This is a genomic window from Bifidobacterium platyrrhinorum (assembly GCF_010667645.1).
In the GTDB taxonomy this organism is placed as follows: Bacteria; Actinomycetota; Actinomycetes; order Actinomycetales; family Bifidobacteriaceae; genus Bifidobacterium; species Bifidobacterium platyrrhinorum.
The window spans coordinates 1-19,007 of sequence record NZ_WHZV01000007.1 but is presented as its reverse complement, the minus strand read 5'-3'; the positions used below and the strand labels follow the sequence as shown (position 1 = coordinate 19,007).

17 protein-coding genes and 2 tRNA genes are annotated in these 19,007 nt (G+C 63.1%); 15 read left to right on the top strand and 4 right to left on the bottom strand.

Annotation, left to right across the window (positions count from 1 at the left end; all coding sequences use genetic code 11):
* The first annotated feature begins 24 nt into the window (after positions 1 to 24).
* Positions 25 to 1,467: a pyruvate kinase gene (gene pyk / locus GFD21_RS07975; RefSeq protein ID WP_163197465.1), complete on the top strand. Its 1,443-nt coding sequence runs from the start codon at positions 25 to 27 to the stop codon at positions 1,465 to 1,467.
* Between the two features lie 266 nt (positions 1,468 to 1,733).
* On the opposite strand, the gene GFD21_RS07970 is transcribed toward pyk, so the two are convergent.
* Positions 1,734 to 1,807, bottom strand: a tRNA-Leu gene (locus tag GFD21_RS07970).
* Between the two features lie 164 nt (positions 1,808 to 1,971).
* Here GFD21_RS07970 and GFD21_RS07965 point away from each other — a divergent pair.
* The 7 genes from GFD21_RS07965 (at position 1,972) to GFD21_RS07935 (ending at position 10,570) form a co-directional block, all read left to right on the top strand.
* On the top strand, positions 1,972 to 2,580 hold the full coding sequence (locus tag GFD21_RS07965) for an NUDIX domain-containing protein (RefSeq protein ID WP_163197464.1): 609 nt from the start codon (positions 1,972 to 1,974) through the stop codon (positions 2,578 to 2,580).
* A 128-nt stretch (positions 2,581 to 2,708) separates the two neighbouring features.
* On the top strand, positions 2,709 to 3,497 hold the full coding sequence (locus GFD21_RS07960) for an ANTAR domain-containing response regulator (protein WP_163197463.1): 789 nt from the start codon (positions 2,709 to 2,711) through the stop codon (positions 3,495 to 3,497).
* Between the two features lie 20 nt (positions 3,498 to 3,517).
* Positions 3,518 to 6,316, top strand: a complete 2,799-nt coding sequence (polA, locus tag GFD21_RS07955) for a DNA polymerase I (RefSeq protein ID WP_163197461.1) — start codon at positions 3,518 to 3,520, stop codon at positions 6,314 to 6,316.
* 118 nt (positions 6,317 to 6,434) lie between these two features.
* Positions 6,435 to 7,379, top strand: coding sequence for a Nif3-like dinuclear metal center hexameric protein (locus GFD21_RS07950; RefSeq protein ID WP_163197460.1), 945 nt, complete (start codon positions 6,435 to 6,437; stop codon positions 7,377 to 7,379).
* Complete coding sequence (locus GFD21_RS07945) at positions 7,363 to 8,010, top strand: NUDIX hydrolase (protein ID WP_191996903.1); 648 nt, start codon at positions 7,363 to 7,365, stop codon at positions 8,008 to 8,010. The genes GFD21_RS07950 and GFD21_RS07945 overlap by 17 nt, the downstream gene beginning before the upstream one ends.
* Before the next feature lie 139 nt (positions 8,011 to 8,149).
* A complete protein-coding gene (gene glgX / locus GFD21_RS07940) occupies positions 8,150 to 10,291 on the top strand; it encodes a glycogen debranching protein GlgX (protein WP_163197552.1) in 2,142 nt (713 codons plus the stop codon).
* Between the two features lie 191 nt (positions 10,292 to 10,482).
* A tRNA-Leu gene (locus tag GFD21_RS07935) sits at positions 10,483 to 10,570 on the top strand.
* Between the two features lie 1,139 nt (positions 10,571 to 11,709).
* Here the strand turns inward: GFD21_RS07935 and GFD21_RS07930 are convergent.
* From GFD21_RS07930 to GFD21_RS07920, 3 genes are all read right to left on the bottom strand, one after another.
* Positions 11,710 to 11,922: a hypothetical protein gene (locus GFD21_RS07930; protein WP_163197458.1), complete on the bottom strand. Its 213-nt coding sequence runs from the start codon at positions 11,920 to 11,922 to the stop codon at positions 11,710 to 11,712.
* Between the two features lie 8 nt (positions 11,923 to 11,930).
* Positions 11,931 to 12,506 (bottom strand): MFS transporter, encoded by a 576-nt coding sequence (locus GFD21_RS07925; protein WP_163197456.1) that lies wholly within the window; start codon positions 12,504 to 12,506, stop codon positions 11,931 to 11,933.
* Positions 12,507 to 12,675: 169 nt separating this feature from the next.
* Positions 12,676 to 13,221 (bottom strand): hypothetical protein, encoded by a 546-nt coding sequence (locus tag GFD21_RS07920; protein ID WP_163197454.1) that lies wholly within the window; start codon positions 13,219 to 13,221, stop codon positions 12,676 to 12,678.
* Between the two features lie 191 nt (positions 13,222 to 13,412).
* Between GFD21_RS07920 and GFD21_RS07915 the strand changes: the two genes are divergently transcribed.
* The 7 genes from GFD21_RS07915 to GFD21_RS07895 form a co-directional block, all read left to right on the top strand.
* Positions 13,413 to 14,825: a DHA2 family efflux MFS transporter permease subunit gene (locus GFD21_RS07915; RefSeq protein WP_163197453.1), complete on the top strand. Its 1,413-nt coding sequence runs from the start codon at positions 13,413 to 13,415 to the stop codon at positions 14,823 to 14,825.
* A gap of 48 nt (positions 14,826 to 14,873) precedes the next feature.
* Positions 14,874 to 15,893, top strand: coding sequence for a lipocalin family protein (locus GFD21_RS07910; RefSeq protein ID WP_163197452.1), 1,020 nt, complete (start codon positions 14,874 to 14,876; stop codon positions 15,891 to 15,893).
* 378 nt (positions 15,894 to 16,271) lie between these two features.
* Positions 16,272 to 17,162, top strand: a complete 891-nt coding sequence (locus tag GFD21_RS07905; RefSeq protein WP_158276225.1) for a carotenoid biosynthesis protein — start codon at positions 16,272 to 16,274, stop codon at positions 17,160 to 17,162.
* Between the two features lie 259 nt (positions 17,163 to 17,421).
* Positions 17,422 to 17,727, top strand: a complete 306-nt coding sequence (locus tag GFD21_RS10995; RefSeq protein WP_318643748.1) for a helix-turn-helix domain-containing protein — start codon at positions 17,422 to 17,424, stop codon at positions 17,725 to 17,727.
* Between the two features lie 61 nt (positions 17,728 to 17,788).
* Entirely contained in the window at positions 17,789 to 18,307 is a 519-nt protein-coding gene (locus GFD21_RS11270) for a transposase (RefSeq protein ID WP_191996915.1), read from the top strand.
* Positions 18,268 to 18,564, top strand: coding sequence for a transposase (locus GFD21_RS11465; RefSeq protein ID WP_404801572.1), 297 nt, complete (start codon positions 18,268 to 18,270; stop codon positions 18,562 to 18,564). Before GFD21_RS11270 ends, GFD21_RS11465 begins: the two co-directional genes overlap by 40 nt.
* A gap of 73 nt (positions 18,565 to 18,637) precedes the next feature.
* The coding region (locus GFD21_RS07895) for an IS1 family transposase (protein ID WP_163197450.1) at positions 18,638 to 19,007 on the top strand (370 nt) is incomplete at its 3' end.

Here is a 19,007-nt window from a genome sequence, read left to right as displayed (position 1 = left end):
TTGCAATAGTTAGGAATAGGCAACATGCGCAAAGCCAAGATCGTCGATACCATCGGCCCCGCCAGCGAGTCCCTCGAAGGCATCACCAGCCTCGTCGAGGCCGGCATGGATGTGGCCCGCCTGAACCGTTCGCACGGCACCCCGGAGGACCACCTCAAGGTCTACAACAACGTTCGTCAGGCCTCCAAGGCTGCCGGCCGCAACGTGGCCGTGCTGGTCGACCTTCAGGGCCCGAAGATCCGCTGCGGCTGGTTCAAGAAGAACGCCGAGGGCGAGGACAAGGTCCAGCTCAAGGAAGGCCAGGAGTTCGTCATCACCACCGACGACGTCGAGGGCGACGAGCACATCACCTCCACCACCTTCAAGGGACTGCCGGGCGACTGCCACCCGGGCGACCCGATCCTCATCGACGACGGCAAGGTCCGCCTCGAGGTCACCAAGGTCGAGGGCAACAACGTGTACACCAAGGTCGTCGTGGCCGGTCCGGTGTCCTCCCACAAGGGCATCAACCTGCCGGGCGTCGCCGTCTCCCTGCCGGCCCTGACCGAGAAGGACGAGGAGGACCTGCGCTGGGCCATCCGCACCGGCGCCGACATCATCGCCATGTCCTTCGTGCGTTTCGCCACCGACATCGACCGCGCCCACGAGATCATGGACGAGGAAGGCCGCCGCATCCCGATCGTCGCCAAGATCGAGAAGCCGCAGGCCCTCGAGAACCTCGAGGACATCGTCAAGACCTTCGACGGCATCATGGCCGCCCGTGGCGACATGGCCGTCGAGTGCCCGCTCGAGGAGGTCCCGCTGGCCACCAAGCGCATCATCGAGCTGTCCCGCCACTACGCCAAGCCGGTCATCGTGGCCACCGAGGTCCTGGGCTCCATGGTCCACTCCCCGGTCCCGTCCCGCGCCGAGGCCTCCGACTGCGCCAACGCCGTGCTTGACGGCGCCGACGCCACCATGACCTCCAACGAGACCGCCGTCGGCGAGTACCCGGCCGTCACCGTCGCCACCATGTCCCGCATCTCCGGCTTCGCCACCGAGCACGGCTTCGACCGCATCCCGGCCCTGAAGAACCTGGACATGTCCTCCACCGGCGCCGTTTCCTCCGCCGCCGTCGACCTGGCCGACAAGCTCAACGCCAAGGCCATCGTCGCCTACACCCAGACCGGCAACACCGTGCACCGCGTCTCCCGCGAGCGTCCGGCCGCCCCGATCTACGGCATCACCAACAACGAGCACACCTACCACTGGCTGGCCCTTTCCTGGGGCACCGAGGCCTTCCTGCTCGACGAGGACTACCACGACAAGTCCCGCAAGGACCTCATGGTGTTCACCGACAAGCTGCTGCGCGACGCCGGCAAGGTCGTTGACGGCGACAAGATCGTCATCCTGAGCTCCGCCCAGGGCGAGCATCAGCCGGGCAGCACCGACTCCATCTACGTCCACACCGTGGGCGCCTGCGACTGATTCCCGCAGTCCCGGTGCATAGGCCGGTATGATTCGTCCCCGGATTGATCCGGGAACGGGTCGGTATGCAAGGAACCCCTGCCGTGTATCGACGGCAGGGGTTCCTTGCATATGGCGTTCGTTGTGGGCTGAGGACCTCGTCGGCGTCGCGGGGCGGCGTCGGTGCGCGTCGAAGCGGGACGGTGATGCCCGAAACGGATCCGGCCGGCCGGCGAGGATAACGAAAATCCCCCGCGGCCGTTGCGGTTGCGGGGGATTCCAAGCCGTGCCCCCGGTGGGACTCGAACCCACACTGCGCAGATTTTGAGGCTGCTTCCTCTACCAATTGGGATACGGGGGCGTATCCGCGCGGCCGACCGGGCGGACGCACTCGTGACAATGTAGCACAATCCGGCGACCCGGGCCATTCGACATGCGTCCAGCGCGCCCTCCATGGATGCGGCCCCCGGCGGAACTACAATGAATCACGGGTCCCCATCGACGGGAACCCACCTAGGAGGGATCATGACCAACGAAACGCATCGTCAATTCGACCCCTGGCGGCCTTCCCCGCTCAAGGAGGAGTCCCGAGAGCAGATTCTCGCCAGCCACTACTTCAACGTCGATCGCGTGAAACTCGAATCCGTCCAGGCGGGAAGCATCGAACGCACCATCGTGCATGTGAACAACGGAGACGAGGTCGCCGTGCTCGCCGTCACCGAGGACGGCAGGCTGCCCCTCGTCGAACAGTACCGTGTGCCCATCCACCGCTGGACGCTGGAGATCCCCGGCGGCCACGCCAAGGATCCGGACGAGCGCCCGCTCGACGTCGCCAGGCGCAAGCTGCACGAGGAGGGCGGCTACGAGGCCGAACGCTTCAGCCAGATCGCGCGCTACATCGGCGCGCCGGGGTTCTCCACGATGTACACGTCGCTGTACTACGCCACCGGTCTCACCCCGGCGGCCCGCACCGAGATCGGTCCCGAGACGCCCCGTTCCGAGGTGCGGCTGTACACCGTCGACGAGGCGATGAGGATGGTGCTCAACGGCACCATCATCGACGCGAAGTCCATCATCGCGATCCAACGTCTGTACGCGGGCTTGTCCGAAGGGGAGGACGAGCCGGAGGCCTGATCCTGCCCGTCCCCATGCGCGTCATCGCCCCCGCCGTGGCACGTCGTGCCGACGGCGTGGGCGATTATGCGTTAAAATCACCAAAGGACATTCGAACGTCGAAACGAAAGCTAGGAAAGGGAACTGGCATGGCTGCTAGGAAAACCGCTGAACAGGATCCGCAGATGGAGCCCGTGCTGACCGAGGCGGAGCTTGAGGCCGTGGCGCATGAGGCCGCGGAGCCGAAGGAGACCGCCGCCGAGGAGCCGCAGGAGGGCCGCAAGCGCACCGTCGTGGTCGCCGAGGACGAATCCGTGAACCGCATGGACCTCGTCGGCATGCTCGAGGACAACGGCTACGAGGTCGTGGGCGAGGCCGCCAACGGCGAGGAGGCCGTCGAACTCACCCGTGCCAAGCGCCCGGACGTGGTGTGCATGGACGTCAAGATGCCGCGCATGGACGGCATCACCGCCGCCGGCCTGATCTGCGACGAGAACATCGCCCCCGTGGTGATGCTCACCGCGTTCTCGCAGCCGGACCTCGTCAAGAAGTCCACCGGCGCCGGCGCCATGGCCTACGTGACCAAGCCGTACGAGGAGTCCAAGCTGATCCCCGCGCTCGAGGTGGCCATGGGGCGCTTCGCCGAGATCAACGACCTGCTCGACAACGTCGAGCGCAGCGAGAACAAGCTCAAGGAGACCAAGGAGGAGCTGGCCAAGGCCCAGGCGGACCTGCAGAAGGCCCAGGACACCCTGGAGGAGCGCAAGCTCGTCGACCGTGCCAAGGGACTGCTCATGGACAAGGCGGACTTCTCCGAGCAGGGCGCGTTCCGCTGGATCCAGAAGACCTCGATGGACCAGCGCATCCCGAAGAAGCGCCTGGCCATGGCCATCATCGCCAAGTACGGCGACCCGAAGCCCGAGCGCGACGAGCACTGAGCCGGGACAGCCGAAGATACATGGCGCAAAACGAATCCACGCCGACGCGCGGGACGCTGCTGGTCGTAGACGGCCATTCGCTGGCGTTCCGCGCGTTCTTCGCTCTGCCGGCCGAGAACTTCTCCACCGCCTCCGGACAGGCCACGAACGCCGTATGGGGGTTCGCCTCGATGCTCGCCCAGGTCATCGACGCGGAGAAGCCCGACCACCTCGCCGTCGCCTTCGACGTGAAGGGCGGCACCTTCCGCAATACGATGCTGCCGCAGTACAAGGGCACCCGCGAGGCGGCCCCCGAGGAACTGCTCACCCAGCTGCCGCTCATCCAGGAGATGCTCGACGCGCTCGGCGTCACCTACATCGAGAAGCCCGGATACGAGGGCGACGACGTGATCGGCACGCTCGCCACGATGGGCGAGAAGGCCGGATACCACACGCTCGTCCTGTCCGGCGACCGTGACGCGTTCCAGCTCATCGACGACGCCGTCACCGTGCTGTACCCCGGGCATCATTTCAAGGAACTCAAGCACATGACGCCGGAGGCGGTCGTCGCCAAATACAAGGTGACGCCGCAGCAGTACCCCGATCTGGCCGCGCTGAGGGGCGAGACGGCGGACAACATCCCCGGCGTGCCCGGAGTGGGCGACGGATTCGCCGCCAAATGGATCAACCAGTACGGCTCCCTCGACGGCATCTGCGCGCACGCCGACGAGATCGGCGGCAAGAAGGGCGAGGCCTTGCGCGCCAACCTCGACCAGGTCAGGCTCAACCGCAAGGTCAACGCGCTCGTGCGCGACCTCGACCTCGGCGTGACCGTCGACGACCTCACCTTCGGCCGCCTCGACGCCGACAAGGTGGACGCGCTGTTCACCAGGCTCGAATTCGGCACAAGGACCAGGAACCGCGTGCTCAAGACCTTCAACAACGGCGAGAAACCGGCGCTCACGGGCAAGGGGGAACGTCCCTCGTCCGACGAACCGGCGCTCGCGGTTCCCGATCCCGTGCGCATCGCCGACGCGGACGGGCTGCGCTCCTGGGCGCGGACCCATCTGCCGAAGAGCGGCGCGTCCGATGGATTCCCCATGGACGGCGGATGGACGCTGCACGCCGAGGGCGACGCACGCCCGGGCCGTGCGGTCCTCGGGACCGTGTGCCTGCTTGTGCGCGATGCCGCAGCGGTCCTCGCGGCGCCGATCGACACGGCTCTCGCCGACGCGTTGCACGAGGTCGTGGCCGGCCATGCCCGGGCGATGGCCGTGCACGGCTACAAGGAGCATCTGCACATGCTCGGGGCGGCGGGCGTCGATTTGCCCACGCCCGGCTTCGACACGAAGCTCGCCGGCTACCTGCTCAAGCCGGACTTCCACGCGGACACGCTCGAGCAGGCCGCGGCGCAGTTCCTCGACCTGCATCTGGACGAGGAGCGGGAGGCCACCCAGGGGCTGCTCGACCTCGATGCGGACGGCGCCGGGGACGCCCCGGACGACGCCGGCGCGGACAGGACGCCGCTGCGGCATGCGGCCATAGTCTCGGCCCTCGCGCGGCATCTCGCCCCGCGCCTCAAGGCCGACGAACAGACCGGACTGCTCGCCTCCATCGAGATGCCGGTCTCCCGCGTGCTGTACGGCATGGAGACGGAAGGGGCGAAGGTCGACCGCCGCCGGCTCGACGACATGCGCGACATGTTCGCCGCCGAGGCGAACCAGGCGCAGGAGATCGCCTGGAGCAACGCCGGATCGCGGGTCAACCTGCAAAGCCCCAAGCAGCTCGCCAAGGTGCTGTTCGAGGACATGGGGCTCAAACCCACGAAGCGCACCAAGTCCGGTTCCTACACCACCAACGCGGACGCGTTGCAGACCCTGTACGTGCGCAACGCGGACGACGAACGCGCCAGCGGGTTCCTCGGCGCCCTGCTGCGGCACCGCGAGACCAACAAGCTCAGGCAGATCGTCGCCACGCTCATCGACGCGGTCAACCCGGCCGACGGGCGCATCCATACCACGTTCGAGCAGACGGTGGCGGCCACCGGCCGCCTGAGCTCGGTCGACCCGAACCTGCAGAACATCCCCAACCGCAATGCGGCGGGGCGCGAGATCCGTTCCGCGTTCGTGCCCGGCGAAGGCTTCGAATCGCTGATGAGCTGCGACTATTCGCAGGTCGAGCTGCGCATCATGGCGCATCTGTCCGGCGACGAGGCGCTCATCGAGGCGTTCAGGAGCGGCGCCGACTTCCACCGCTACGTGGCGAGCCTCGTCTACGGGATCCCCGTCGACGAGATCAGCTCCGACCAACGCAGCCACGTGAAGGCCATGAGCTACGGCCTCGCCTACGGACTGAGCACATACGGCCTGTCGCAGCAGCTCAAGATCAGCCCCGGTGAGGCCGAACGGCTCAAGCAGCAGTACTTCGCCACGTTCGGCAAGGTGCACGACTTCCTTGAATCATGCGTCGCCGAGGCACGACGCAAGGGCTACACCGAGACGATGTTCGGCAGGAGGAGGTATTTCCCCGGGCTGAAGTCGACGAACCGCAACATGCGCGACGCGGCGGAGCGTGCGGCGCTCAACGCCCCCATCCAGGGCACGGCCGCCGACATCATGAAGATCGCGATGGTCCGCGCCGCCGGCGCCCTGCACGATGCCGGGCTGGACAGCCGCATCATCCTGCAGATCCACGACGAACTCGTCGTGGAGATCGCCCCAGGCGAGGCGGAACGCGTCACCTCGCTCGTCAGCGACGCAATGGAACACGCCGTCACGCTCGACGTGCCGTTGGACGTGTCCACGGGCATCGGCGCGGACTGGCAGCTTGCCGCGCACTGAACGGACATCTGCGCCGGGCCGCCGATCCGCGTCGGGCGAGCCCGGCGCGTGAAGGCCGCGCCCGACGCGCGGCAGTGGAGCATCGGCCGGCATGACACCGGCCGCGAAGGAGGAACGCATGCCGAATCTCAATCAGGTCGTGGGCGTACTCGAGACGTTGTACCCCCTGCGGTACGCCGAGGAGTGGGACGCCCCCGGCCTCATCGTCGGGGACCTCACGGGCCCCGTCTCCCGCATCGCCTTCGCCGCCGACCCGACCATGGCGGTGATCGACGAGGCGATCCGGTGGGGCGCCGACCTGCTTGTCACCCATCATCCGCTGTTCTTCCGCTCCGTCCATCAGGTCTCGGGGCTGGGCGCGCGCGGCGCCATCGTCAACCGGCTCAACCGTGCCGGCTGCGCTCTATGGGTGGGACACACCAACGCGGACTGCGCCGTGCGCGGCGTGGGCCAGGCCGCGGCCGACGGCTTCGGGCTCGTCGACCAACGCCCGCTCGTGCCCGTCGACGATCCGCAGGCGGCCGGTCCCGTCGGGCTCGGCCGCGTCGGGCGTCTCCCCGGACCGATGCGTCTGGACGATTTCGCGCGACGCGTGTGTGACGCGTTGCCCATCGACACCGAGCTCGGCGTGCAGGTGTGCGGCGACCCCAGCACTCCCGTCGAAACCGTCGCCGTGCTGCCCGGCTCGGGGGATTCCCTGTTCGACGAGGTGCGTGCCACGGGTGCCGATGTGTACGTGACCAGCGACCTGCGCCATCATCCCGCCACCGACGCCATCGAACAGGCGCGCTACGAGGCGTCGATGCGCGCCGAGGGCGTCATGATCGGCTCCGGCGACGCGCATGCGCGCCCCTGCCTGATCAACACGCCGCATTCCGCGATCGAATCGATGTGGTTCCGCTATGCCGTCGGAGACATCGCCGACGCCGTCGAACGGGCGACGGGGGAGCGCCCCGAAACCAACTGGATCCGGCGCAACACCGACCCGTGGACCATGTCCATCCATGCGGGCGACGGGAAAGGCGCCGGCGACGGCGTCGCGGCGGATGACGGGGAGGAGTGACATGACCGGCATGACGGCTTCGGAAGGCGAGGCGCTCGCCTCCAGCTCCGACGGCATCGACATGGACGTGCCGGCGAAGGTGCTCGAACGGCACGAGGTATATCGCGGCGCCATCTTCCACGTGGAGGACATGACCATCGGGCTGACCACCGGTGCCGGCGACATCGTGCCGATCCGCCGGCAGGTGCTGCGGCACGCGCCCTGCGTCGTCATGCTCGTGCACGACACCGCCGCGGACCGCTACCTCATCGAACGCGAATACCGCGCCGGCAGCGACATCTTCGCATACGGGCTGCCCGCCGGACTCATGGACGACGGCGAGGACGTGCGCGCCGCGGCCCTGCGCGAGCTCGCCGAGGAGACCGGCGTCGCGCCGGCGTCCGACGACGCGACGCGCATCGACCACGTCGGCGACTACTATTCATCGGAAGGCATGACCGACGAACTCGCCCACATCATGGTCATCCATCTGGACGCATGGACGAGCGTGCCCCGGCACTTCGACCCGGACGAGCACGTCGAATCCGCATGGGTGGGCTGGGACGAGCTCCTCGCCACCCGCATCACCGCATCCAATTCGATCATCGCCATCCAACACGAGACGATACGGCGGCTGACCGTACACGACTGATTCCCTACCTCCGGCGGCATGACCGCCGCCGGCCGGCTTCGGCGGTTCCGAGCGATCCTTCCGGAGTGGTCCCAGACCATCACCGACTGTTCATATACGTCGACCATTCACCACACATGGAGGTGCGATACTGGTGAATATGCAGATACGACCGGGCTTAACCTATCCGTACGGCGCAAGCTACGACGGCGCCGGCGTCAATTTCGCGTTGTTCTCCCAAGTGGCCGACAGCGTCGAACTGTGCCTGTTCGACGATGACGACAACGAGACACGCATCAACATGACCGAGCAGAACTCGTATGTCTGGCACAACTACATCCCGGGCATCCAACCGGGCCAACGCTACGGCTACCGCGTGCACGGCCCCTACGATCCCGGGCAGGGCCTGAGATGCAATCCGGCGAAGCTGCTGCTCGACCCCTACGCCAAGGCCATCGAGGGCAACATCGACGGCGACGAGAGCCTGTTCTCCTACCGCTTCTCGTCCCCCGACAACGACGGCGTGCTCAACGACATGGACTCCGCCGCACACACGATGAAATCCGTGGTCGTCAACCCGTACTTCGACTGGGGCAACGACCAGCATCCGCGCATCCCATACCACGATTCCGTGATCTACGAGGCGCACGTGCGCGGCATGACCAACCTCAACCACGACGTGCCGCCGGACATCCGCGGCACCTACGCGGGCCTCGCCTACCCGACCGTCATCGAATACCTCAAGAAGCTGGGCGTCACCGCCATCGAGCTCATGCCGATCCACCAGTTCGTCAACGACTCGTTCCTCCAGGAGAAAGGCCTGTCGAACTACTGGGGCTACAACACCATCGGGTTCTTCGCGCCCCACAACGCGTACTCGTCCGCCGGGGAACGCGGCCAGCAGGTCAACGAGTTCAAGTCGATGGTCAAGGCGTACCACCAGGCCGGCATGGAGGTCATCCTCGACGTGGTGTACAACCACACCGCCGAAGGCAACCACATGGGCCCCACGCTGAGCTTCAAGGGCATCGACAACCGCGCCTACTACCGTCTCGTCGACAACGACCAGCGCCACTACTTCGACACCACCGGCACCGGCAACTCGCTGCTCATGCGTTCGCCGCACGCCCTGCAGCTCATCACCGACTCGCTGCGCTACTGGGTGTCCGAAATGCACGTCGACGGCTTCCGCTTCGATCTGGCCGCCACGCTGGCCCGCCAGTTCCAGGAGGTCGACAAGCTCTCCGCGTTCTTCGACATCGTCGAGCAGGACCCGATCATCAGCCGCGTCAAGCTCATCGCCGAACCGTGGGATCTCGGCTCCGGCGGCTACCAAGTGGGCGGCTTCCCGTCCAGCTGGTCCGAGTGGAACGGACGCTACCGCGACACCGTGCGCGACTTCTGGCGCTCGCAGCCGTCCACGCTGCCCGAGTTCGCGTCGCGCCTCATGGGTTCGTCCGACCTCTACCAGATGAACGGGCGCCGTCCCGTCGCCTCCGTGAACTTCATCACCGCGCACGACGGCTTCACCCTCAACGATCTCGTGTCGTACAATGAGAAACACAACGAGGCCAACGGCGAGGGCAACCGCGACGGCGAAAGCAACAACCGTTCGTGGAACTGCGGCGTCGAGGGTCCGACCACCATCGCGGACGTCAACGACCTGCGACAGCGCCAGATCCGCAACATGTTCTCCACGCTGCTCGTCAGCCAGGGCATCCCGATGATCTGCGGCGGTGACGAGGTGGAACGCACCCAGCAGGGCAACAACAACGCCTACTGCCAGGACAACGAGATATCGTGGACCGACTGGGACCTCGACGGGACCCGAGAGGACATGTTCGAGTTCGTTTCGAAACTCATCCACCTGCGCCTCGACCATCCGGTGCTCCACCGTCGCCGCTTCTTCACCGGACGCGAGCCGGGGGAGGACACGGAGACGATCCCGCAGGTCGAATGGTTCGACCACACCGGCTCCATCATGGACATGGAGGACTGGCAGAACACGCATGCGTTCTCGATGATGGTGTACCTCAACGGTTCCGACATCCCGGAGCTCGACTACTACGGCAACCTGATGGTCGACAACGACTTCATCCTCATCTTCAACGCCCACTACGAGCCCATCCAGTTCACGCTGCCGGACGAGCGCTATGGGCGCAAATGGAAGCTCGTCGTCGACACGCACAACCCGAAGGGACCCGTGCTCAACTACGAGGCCGGCTTCGCGATCACCGCGCAGTCGCGCAGCTTCATGCTGCTCATGAGCGCGGAGAGGCCGAAGCAGCCGCGGAACTTCTGACGGCGCCGATCCGCGGCGCGGTGAGGCAGGGAGGCGGGTGTGCGGCATCCGATGCCACGCACCCGCCTCGACTTGCGCCCGCCGCCCCGATGCGGACGCAGGGGCGCGGTCGCCATGGCCCTCGGCGTGTCGCGGATTTGACGACTCGTCATGTTCTGGTAATGTATCCACTCGTTGCCAAGACAACACCTGTCCGGGTGGCGGAATGGTAGACGCGCTAGCTTGAGGTGCTAGTGCCTATTTTATACAGGCGTGTGAGTTCAAGTCTCATCCCGGACACCGGCAAGACCCCGTGGTTTCGTAAGGAACCTCGGGGTCTTTTCCGTTCCACGCGGCGGTGGAATCGGGCTATAGGATCGGGGGGTACAGGGATACGAGGCGAGGGAAAGGCGGGAGATTCTCCCTCAACCCACATTGCCTTGTTTTCCACGTTGGGTGGGAGGAATCGTCTTTCCCTCAACTCGCGTTCGGTCGTTTCCCGGGTTAAGGGAGAGGATGATTCGCCACCCAATGCCGTAAACGGCCGGATCATGGTTGAGTGTCGAAATCGCTCGAACCCGCAATCCTTGGAAAATGGCGGTTTTGCGCGAACGCGACCCACATGGGCCATGCCGTGGCTCGGATCCATGTTCTCCCTTAACCCGAAAACCCGCCTCTGCAAGGTTGAGGGGAGACCTGATGCTCGCACTCAACCGGGAAACGGGCCTCCACCGGGTTGTGTGGCGAATTCGCGGCTCCGTTAGGCCCCGGCCCCGGAGAAACGACCGGGACAGTAACCATCCCCGCATGCCGAATACGGAGAGCCGGAAAGAAAAAGCCCTGAACGCCGATGGGTGAGCAGGGCTTTCGGGTCGGGCTAGCCGGATTCGAACCGGCGACATCCTGTTAGGATTCGGGGGTTCTTGGCTCACGCCAGCGGTCTTGGCTCACCTCGGAACCGTTGGAATAAAGCCATTCTCCGTTTTTTTAAGTTTCTTTGTTCAGACCACCCGGATTGGCGAATCGTGACGGTCATTGTTGACAAAATGTTAGCGTCTCGGAGCTCGGGACCGGCGGAAACGCTCGGCGTGTCGCCAATGTCGTTCTGGAGTTATGTTAGCGCTCTTGAAGTCTACGTCCGCTTGCTTCGTCGGCTGCGGTATCGAGGAGAGCGGCACATGCTCCCTATTCATCTGATTGCGACTGAGCGACCCCTTGCCGGTTTGAAGGGTCGCTTCGCTGGTTTCCGCGAGCTTCGTCAGTTATGTTTCCGCTGCAATGACGCCGTTTTGCCGACTTTCGCGAGCTTCGTTGATTGCCGCTGATTTCGCTGTTCTCCGCGGTCATTGCGTCCCCATCGACGCAGGTGTTCTCAGTCGAATGAGACGTAATGGCTGCGGAGCGGCGACGACCGGCGACGAGGCATTCGTTCGGGCCGCTCATGCGCAATGCGACCGGTGCGAGGCCCTCCATCGTTGCCCGGTTCGCTCTACGTGCAGTGGGATGCCGAACATCGATTCGAGCCTTTCGTCGGTAAGGCCCTCGCCTATCGGCCCGGCGAACGTGATGGTTCCGGGCGTCGTGTTGCCGTCGAGCGTGGCGTAGATGCGCGGATGCTCGTCGAGGTATGTCGTACACTCGTGTTCCGTCATGCGGCCCATCATCGCGATATGGGCGAATCCCGCGGGAATGTTCTCCACCTGATGCGTGACGAGCAGCATCGTGCGGCCGTCCTTCGCGCGTTCACCCGTGAACGCCACAGCCACAGCAGCGTGACGGCTCCGGCGGGAACGGCCCAGATACCGAGTGTGCCCCGCCATCCGATCGCATCGGACAGGGGCAGGGTCACGGCCGAGGCAAACGCGGCCATGCCGGTCATGCATGCGGAGTAGATGCCGGTGGCGAGTGAGGTGCGGCCGGGATGGTCGCGTTTGACTATGGCCGGCACCAGGGCGTTGCCCACCGCAATCGAGCAGCCGACGATGAGCGTGCCGGTCCATAGTCCGATGGTGCCGAGCGTCGAACGGATCACGATGCCGATCGTCAGGAACGCCATTGCGGCCAGCACGGTCCGTTCGATGCCGAGGCGTTCGGCGGCGCGGTGCACCATCGGGGAAACGACGGCGAACGCGAGGATGGGCAACGAGCCGAGCGGCCCCTGCATCGTCGCGTTGAGATGTTCGGACGCCCCTATCCGCGGCAGCAGCGGGCCGACGGACGTGAGAGCGGGGCGCACAGGTTCAGCGCGACGACGAAGACCAATGCGGTCAGTATCGATGCGGCGAATCGCGATGCCGACGATGGTGCGGGATGGCGTTGTGTTGTCTGTTCCGTGATGATTGATGGGTGATTGATGGGTGTCCGTGTGATGATGCCGTTGGTGCGTATGGGTGGGAGGATGGCCGTCATCGCCCGCCGGGAATACGCGCGGCGATGGCGTTGAGGTTTTCGACGACCGCCGCGATGATCTCGTCGTCGCTTTGTCCGCCTTCCAGCTTGAGCAGGCCAAGCGAGTGGAGGGCCCCGGCGATGGAGAAGACGGCGGCGATGCGCTCGCGCTCGTTCGCCGCTCGGGCGGAGTAACGTTCGACGAGCGTCGATTCGATTTTGCGGAACATGGCTTCGGCGCGGCCTGTGAACAGGACGCGCAGATCGTCGATCTGGCTGTCGATGGCCGGTCTCCAGCCATTGAGGAATGCGGGTGGATCGGACAGGATCTTGTCCTTGTCGGGGTAATGCTCCAGCATCGCGTCGATGGTCTCGTCCTCAAGCTTGTCGTTGAGGTCGTATACGTCGAGGTAATGCTTGTAGAACGTGCTCGGGTTGACGAGCGCAAGGTCGCAGATGTCCTTGACCTTGACCTTCGAGACCGGAACTCCTGATGCCCGTAGGCGCAGAAACGCCTCGCGGATCGCCTTGCGGGTCTTGACGATGCGTAGATCGGTCATCATGCCCCTTTCGTCTGTTCGTTTGTCGGTGGCGTCATTCCCTCGCCGACCATAAGCCGAGTGTTATGCGACGATTCGGGCAAATCGTCGCATAAGCGAGAAATGTCGCATATCGGTGGTTGCCGTCCGTTGCGTTTCGATAATAATTGATGCTCGTTGAATAATCAATAACTATTGTTTATCGGAGTGTTGTTGTGAAACTTGGCATCAACAGAAAACAATGGATCATGGTCATCGTGCTGCTCATGGGCACATTGCTGGCCGTGCTCAACATGTCGGTGGTCACGCCGGCGCTGCCGTCCATCATGAAGGACCTCGGGGTGGATTCCACCACCGTTCAGTGGCTGTCCAGCGGCTATTCTCTGGTCGAGGCGATGGTCATCCCGCTCGCCGCGTTCCTCATGGGGCGCTTCTCCACCCGCAGGCTGTTCATTGGATGCATCTCATTGTTCGCGGCCGGCAGTCTCGTCGCCGCATTCGCGTCGACCTTCTCCCTGCTCATGGTCGGCCGGGTGCTGCAGGCCCTGTGCACCGGCGCGATCATGCCGATGGTCACCGCGGTGATCCTGCTCGTGTTCCCCAAGGAAAGCCGCGGTACGGCAATGGGCATCACAGGACTCGTCGTCGGTTTCGCCCCGGCGCTCGGCCCGTCCGTCTCCGGCGTGATCATCGACTCGTTCGGCTGGCGCACGCTGTTCGTCATCATGGCGGCAGTCTCGCTGATCGTCATCGCGTTGGCCGCCGTCTACCTGCGTAACTTCGACGGCTTCCAGCCGGGCGCGTTCGACCCCATCTCCGTGCTGCTCTCCTCGGTCGGCCTGGCATGCCTGCTGTACGGACTGTCCACGTTCACATCCACCGGCAACATGGCGCTCACCGTCGCGCTGATCGGCATCGGCGTACTGCTCGTCGCCGTGTTCGTGCGCCGACAGCTCAAGGCGAAGGAACCGATGCTGCGCGTCGGAATCCTCGCCAACCGCACCTACGCGCATTCGGTGATCATCGTGGCGTGCATGCAGGCGGCCCTCATGGGATGCAACGTCATGGTGCCGATGTTCATCCAGACCGTGCTCGGCGCATCCGCCACCGCCAGCGGGCTCGCCATGCTCCCCGGCGCCCTCATCGGCGCATGCTGCGGCATTGTCTCGGGTCGTCTGTTCGACAAATACGGCATTCGCAAGGTCGCCCTGCCCGGCCTGACGGTCATGACCATTGGCGGCGTGCTCATGGCTCTGCTCGGCGCGGACGCCTCGGTCATCCTCACGGCATGCGCCTACACCGTGCTCTACGCGGGACTCATGTTCGCCATGACCCCGGTGAACACCTGGGGCATCAACGCGCTCGACAACGAAAACATCGGACACGCGCAAAGCGTGACCAACACCGTCGGACAGATCGCCTCCTCGATGGGCACAGCCCTCATCGTATCCATCTCCGCGCTGTCCACCACCCTCGCGCCCACCGCCACCGGACACGCGCAATCCATACTCGGCTCGACGCTGGCATTCGCCGCCATCGCGGTCATCCTCGCGGCCGCCCTCATCACGGCGCTTCTGGCGACTCGAACGCACCGAGGCACGACGAAACGGACTCTCGTCGGACAGTGACCGAACCGATAACGCATCAACAGACACGGAACCAAAACGAAACGAGACATGATGAACACCACGAACAACTCGCTGACCCACAACATCCGCACCTTCCACCACGGCACCGAACCGCTGGTGGATCCCATCCAAGACACATTCATACGCACCGACAAAGCCGGCAACTCATGGTTCTGGGTCGGTCATTTCGAGACGGGCGGCCACACCCTTGACTTCATGTACCACGTCAGCGTCCTGCAGGTCTCCAAATACCTGCCGGTGCGCATGATCAACAGCGTGCTGTCCATCACCGATGAGACCGGACGCATCTACCGTCACGAAGACCGCTTTTACAAGGTCAGACGAGGACAGGTCGCAGGCCAGGGACTGCACATCCACACCGACAAGGACGTCATCGAAGGCGACCTCGACAACATGCGCATCGCATCGGCCATGCCGGACGGATCCATCTACCTCGACCTGCACGGCACCGGATACCCACTCTACAGTCTCGGTACCGGCTACTTCCAGATCGCCGGAGTGGCCAACTACCAATACTCGTTCCCGCACATGGCCGCCAAAGGCGTCATCACTCTCGGCGGCCAGCGCCACGAGGTGGAGGGAATGGTATGGATGGACCGTCAGTTCGCCGGCATGCCCAAAGGCAGAAGCCTCAAGGACGGCTACAACTGCAAATGGCTGTGGATGAACCTCTGCTTCGACAACGATCCCGACGTGATCAGCCTATGGGGTGTAACCGAACTGGCCACCGGCAGCGAACATTGCTGGGCCAGCGTCCTGCACGAGGACGGCACCCAATCTTCCGCCGGCGTGGATCCGATGGTCGGCGACTCCTTCAACGTGTGGGAAAGTCCTGTGACCGGCATGAAATACCCGACCGGATGGACTATCTCCATCCCCGAATGGGAAGCGAAACTCACCGTCACATCCATCATGGACGAACAGGAAATCGCTTCGCCGAACCCCTCAGGGCGCAAATACGAAGGCGCAAGCCAAGTGGTCGGCACCTACCGAGGACACTCGGTGACGGGCCACTGCTGCCTCGAACTCGTCGGAGGATGGAACTGACAACACCGGCCCATTTTCCGAAATCACCGGCGTCGGGCCGATTCCGCCAACCCGCCGAAGAAAGTCACAACCCGACGGACCGGTGAACAAGGGATTCGGAATGGACACGGAATAGCCTTTCGGGGGCTCTCGCACAAGTTAAGCCCGTCTCGCGCACAACACGAGATGGGCTTGACTCCTTGTTTTTATTTAATCCATAAAAACCTCCATAAATTAGCAACCATTCAGCGAAAAGATAGTTTAAACCACTGTACATTTAAATTGCCGACTGATATTAAACAACTATAGTTGTTTTATCATTGTAAATTAATTACTATGGGAAGTCAAGATAGTTTTAAATATCAACTGACTTTCCAGGAACAGGAGAGGACTTTTAATATGGATAACAAGCAAATGCAAATCAGGAAAGCAATTCTTGACAAATCATGGATTATCTGTGTGGTCGCAGTGATTGGCGCACTGATTTCAGCGATTTTGATGCCGGATAAGGGACCGATACCGGCGTTTGTCATTATGTTTTTCTTTGCTATTGTTCACGGAAATGCTCGTTATGGATGGAAAAATATGCTTATTTTCTTTGCCATATACTTTGTGTTGAGTATGTGCCTGGAGACCTGCAGTACGATCACAGGATTTCCATTCGGCGCTTATTCTTATACGGCAGTGGAAAACAGTGGCAATGTATCGTTTGGTGTCGGGATATTCTATTTTGACTTAGGCTATCTTTCCTGGACGATTGCTTCTATTCTTCTTGATGGAGCAGACTGGAGACTGGATAAAAAAATAAATCTGTTTGCTATGCCTATTGTTGCATCGACAGTTATGACGGTAGTTGACCTTGCTACTGATTTTACATCGTCCACTGTGCAGCATATCTGGAACTGGGGAGAAGGCGGTGGTTTCTACGGTGTTCCGTACACAAATTTTCTTGGCTGGAGTTTTGTCACCTGGCTGTGCGCACAAGTATTTGCTTTTGTATTACGCAGACAGCAGGAAAATATTCTTCCGACACATAACAAGAGGAACTTTTTATGGCCTGTTCTGGCATATGGTTCTATGGGACTTAACCTGATCATCGTTTATTTTGTTCCCGGAGAAACGGGCACTGTGATGGATGAAAGGGGAGTTGCATGGCAGATTTCTGATATGCGGGAGGCGGCATTACTGATAGCATTTTATACTGTGGTATTTATTGCGGTCCTTGCTCTTTTCAAAATGGGGCGAGGTGATTTGAAAGAAAAACCGGATCAGGAGATTGCAAATCAGTAATACATATTTGAAGAAATTTTAGGCGCTGTTGTTGTTTTCGTGGGTGTGGGTTCGTCGTTGAGTCGTTGAGGGAGTAAGAGAAGAGCGCTTCCTGGGTAGGATGTTTTCGACCAAGATAAACAAGCAACCAGCAAGCGCCTGATGAACAGGATATTCAACCAGCTCCTCAACGTCAAAGACACGGTCGTCGAGACCGCGCGGACCGCCGACTCGCTGCAGCGTCCCACGCCCGTGCTCGAGATTCGCGTGTGCCCGCGCAATGGGCATGCTCCGATGCTCGAGGTGCGGCAGACGTCGTCGTGGTTACGACCAGGGTGGTGGTGTGCGTCGTTGGCGGCACCAGGACTTCGGCTGCCGGCGGGTAGAGATGGTCGCCGTGATGCCGCGCGTGGACTGCCCGGAATGCGGGGTCGTGGTCGCCCAAGTGCCGTGGGCACGGCCCGGCAGCCGGTTCACCAGGGATTTCGAGACGGAGTGCGCGTGGCTGATGACCGTCGCCGACCAGAAGACTGTCAGCGGGTTCCTGCACGTCGCGTGGGGGGACCGCGGGCGACATCGCCCATAGGGTCGCCGAACGGTTGCGAGCGGGGATGCCGTCGCCGTTCGACGGTCTGACGGCGATTGGCGTGGACGGGACCAGCTGCCGGAAGGGCCGCACGTATCTGACCGTGGTCGTCGATCATGAGCGCCACCGCGTGATCCGGGCGCACGACGGGTACGGCAAGGACGTGTTCGGCCTGTTCTTCAAGGCGTTGACCCCACGACAGCGCGCGTCCATCCGCGTGGTCACCGGCGACGGGGCGCGTTGGATCGACTCGTGCGTCGCCGAGCACTGCCCGAACGCGCAGCGCGTGCTCGACGGCTTCCATATCGTCTCCTGGATGACCGGCGCGCTCGACAAGGTCGGAAAACGCCTCTGGAACCAAGCCGGACGCGAACACGACGAGGAAACCACCAGGCGCATGCGCGGCGTCAAATACGCCGTCCTGAAGAACCCAGACCCACTGACCGACAAACGGAACGAGGCGTTCGACGCGTTGAGGAACACGGATCCCAAAGGCCAGCTCTACCCCGCGCCTGGCGGCTCAAGGAACTCCTCGGGACCCTGCTCAGGCACCCCCTCGACCGGGCATGCGGCGAACTGAACCACTGGGTGTTCCGGGCGTCACGCTCACGCATCCCCGAGATCGTCGAACTCGCCGGGAAGATCAGGAGACGTCGCCCCGACATCCTGCGCACGATCGAACTGGGATGCTCCAATGCCAGGCTCGAGGCGTTCAACAACAGGATCAAGGTCACCGTCCGCATGGCCTACGTCTTCCACCACGTCACCAACCTCATCAGCCTCGTCATGCTCAGATGCGGCGGGCTCGACATCCAACTACCAACACCAACAACCTAACCCACGAAAACAGCAGAAGCCTCTTATTTTTCTTCATGGAAAAATAGGGACGTTCCGATGATGGGCTGGACGCATGAGAATGAAGTCCGGCAAGGCGAAGAAATGCCCGATATGCGGTCAGTCGATGAAGAAAAACGGTCGAACCGCGAAAGGAACCCGACGTTGGAAGTGCACGGCCTGCTCGCTAAGCTCGACCATGCCGCGGGAGACCGCCGCGCGCGGGAGGCAGCTCGACGCGTTCCTTACCTGGCTGCTCGGCCACGCCTCCCAGTCCACGTGCGACGCGAACGGTGACGCGCGCGCCCTGCGCAAGCGGACCGCGTGGTGCTGGAACATCCGGCCCATGGTCCCACCGCCGACCGTCAAGCATCACACGGTGATGGCGGACGGCACGTACATGAACCATGATTGGTGCCTGATCATCGCGATCGACGGCGGGACCG

Coding starts and splice junctions, on each gene's coding strand:
- pyk (WP_163197465.1), top strand. CDS start 25: ATGCGCAAAGCCAAGATCGTCGATACCATCGGCCCCGCCAGCGAGTCC.
- GFD21_RS07965 (WP_163197464.1), top strand. CDS start 1,972: ATGACCAACGAAACGCATCGTCAATTCGACCCCTGGCGGCCTTCCCCG.
- GFD21_RS07960 (WP_163197463.1), top strand. CDS start 2,709: ATGGCTGCTAGGAAAACCGCTGAACAGGATCCGCAGATGGAGCCCGTG.
- polA (WP_163197461.1), top strand. CDS start 3,518: ATGGCGCAAAACGAATCCACGCCGACGCGCGGGACGCTGCTGGTCGTA.
- GFD21_RS07950 (WP_163197460.1), top strand. CDS start 6,435: ATGCCGAATCTCAATCAGGTCGTGGGCGTACTCGAGACGTTGTACCCC.
- GFD21_RS07945 (WP_191996903.1), top strand. CDS start 7,363: ATGACGGGGAGGAGTGACATGACCGGCATGACGGCTTCGGAAGGCGAG.
- glgX (WP_163197552.1), top strand. CDS start 8,150: ATGCAGATACGACCGGGCTTAACCTATCCGTACGGCGCAAGCTACGAC.
- GFD21_RS07930 (WP_163197458.1), bottom strand. CDS start 11,922: ATGACGGAACACGAGTGTACGACATACCTCGACGAGCATCCGCGCATC.
- GFD21_RS07920 (WP_163197454.1), bottom strand. CDS start 13,221: ATGATGACCGATCTACGCATCGTCAAGACCCGCAAGGCGATCCGCGAG.
- GFD21_RS07910 (WP_163197452.1), top strand. CDS start 14,874: ATGATGAACACCACGAACAACTCGCTGACCCACAACATCCGCACCTTC.
- GFD21_RS07905 (WP_158276225.1), top strand. CDS start 16,272: ATGGATAACAAGCAAATGCAAATCAGGAAAGCAATTCTTGACAAATCA.
- GFD21_RS10995 (WP_318643748.1), top strand. CDS start 17,422: ATGGGCATGCTCCGATGCTCGAGGTGCGGCAGACGTCGTCGTGGTTAC.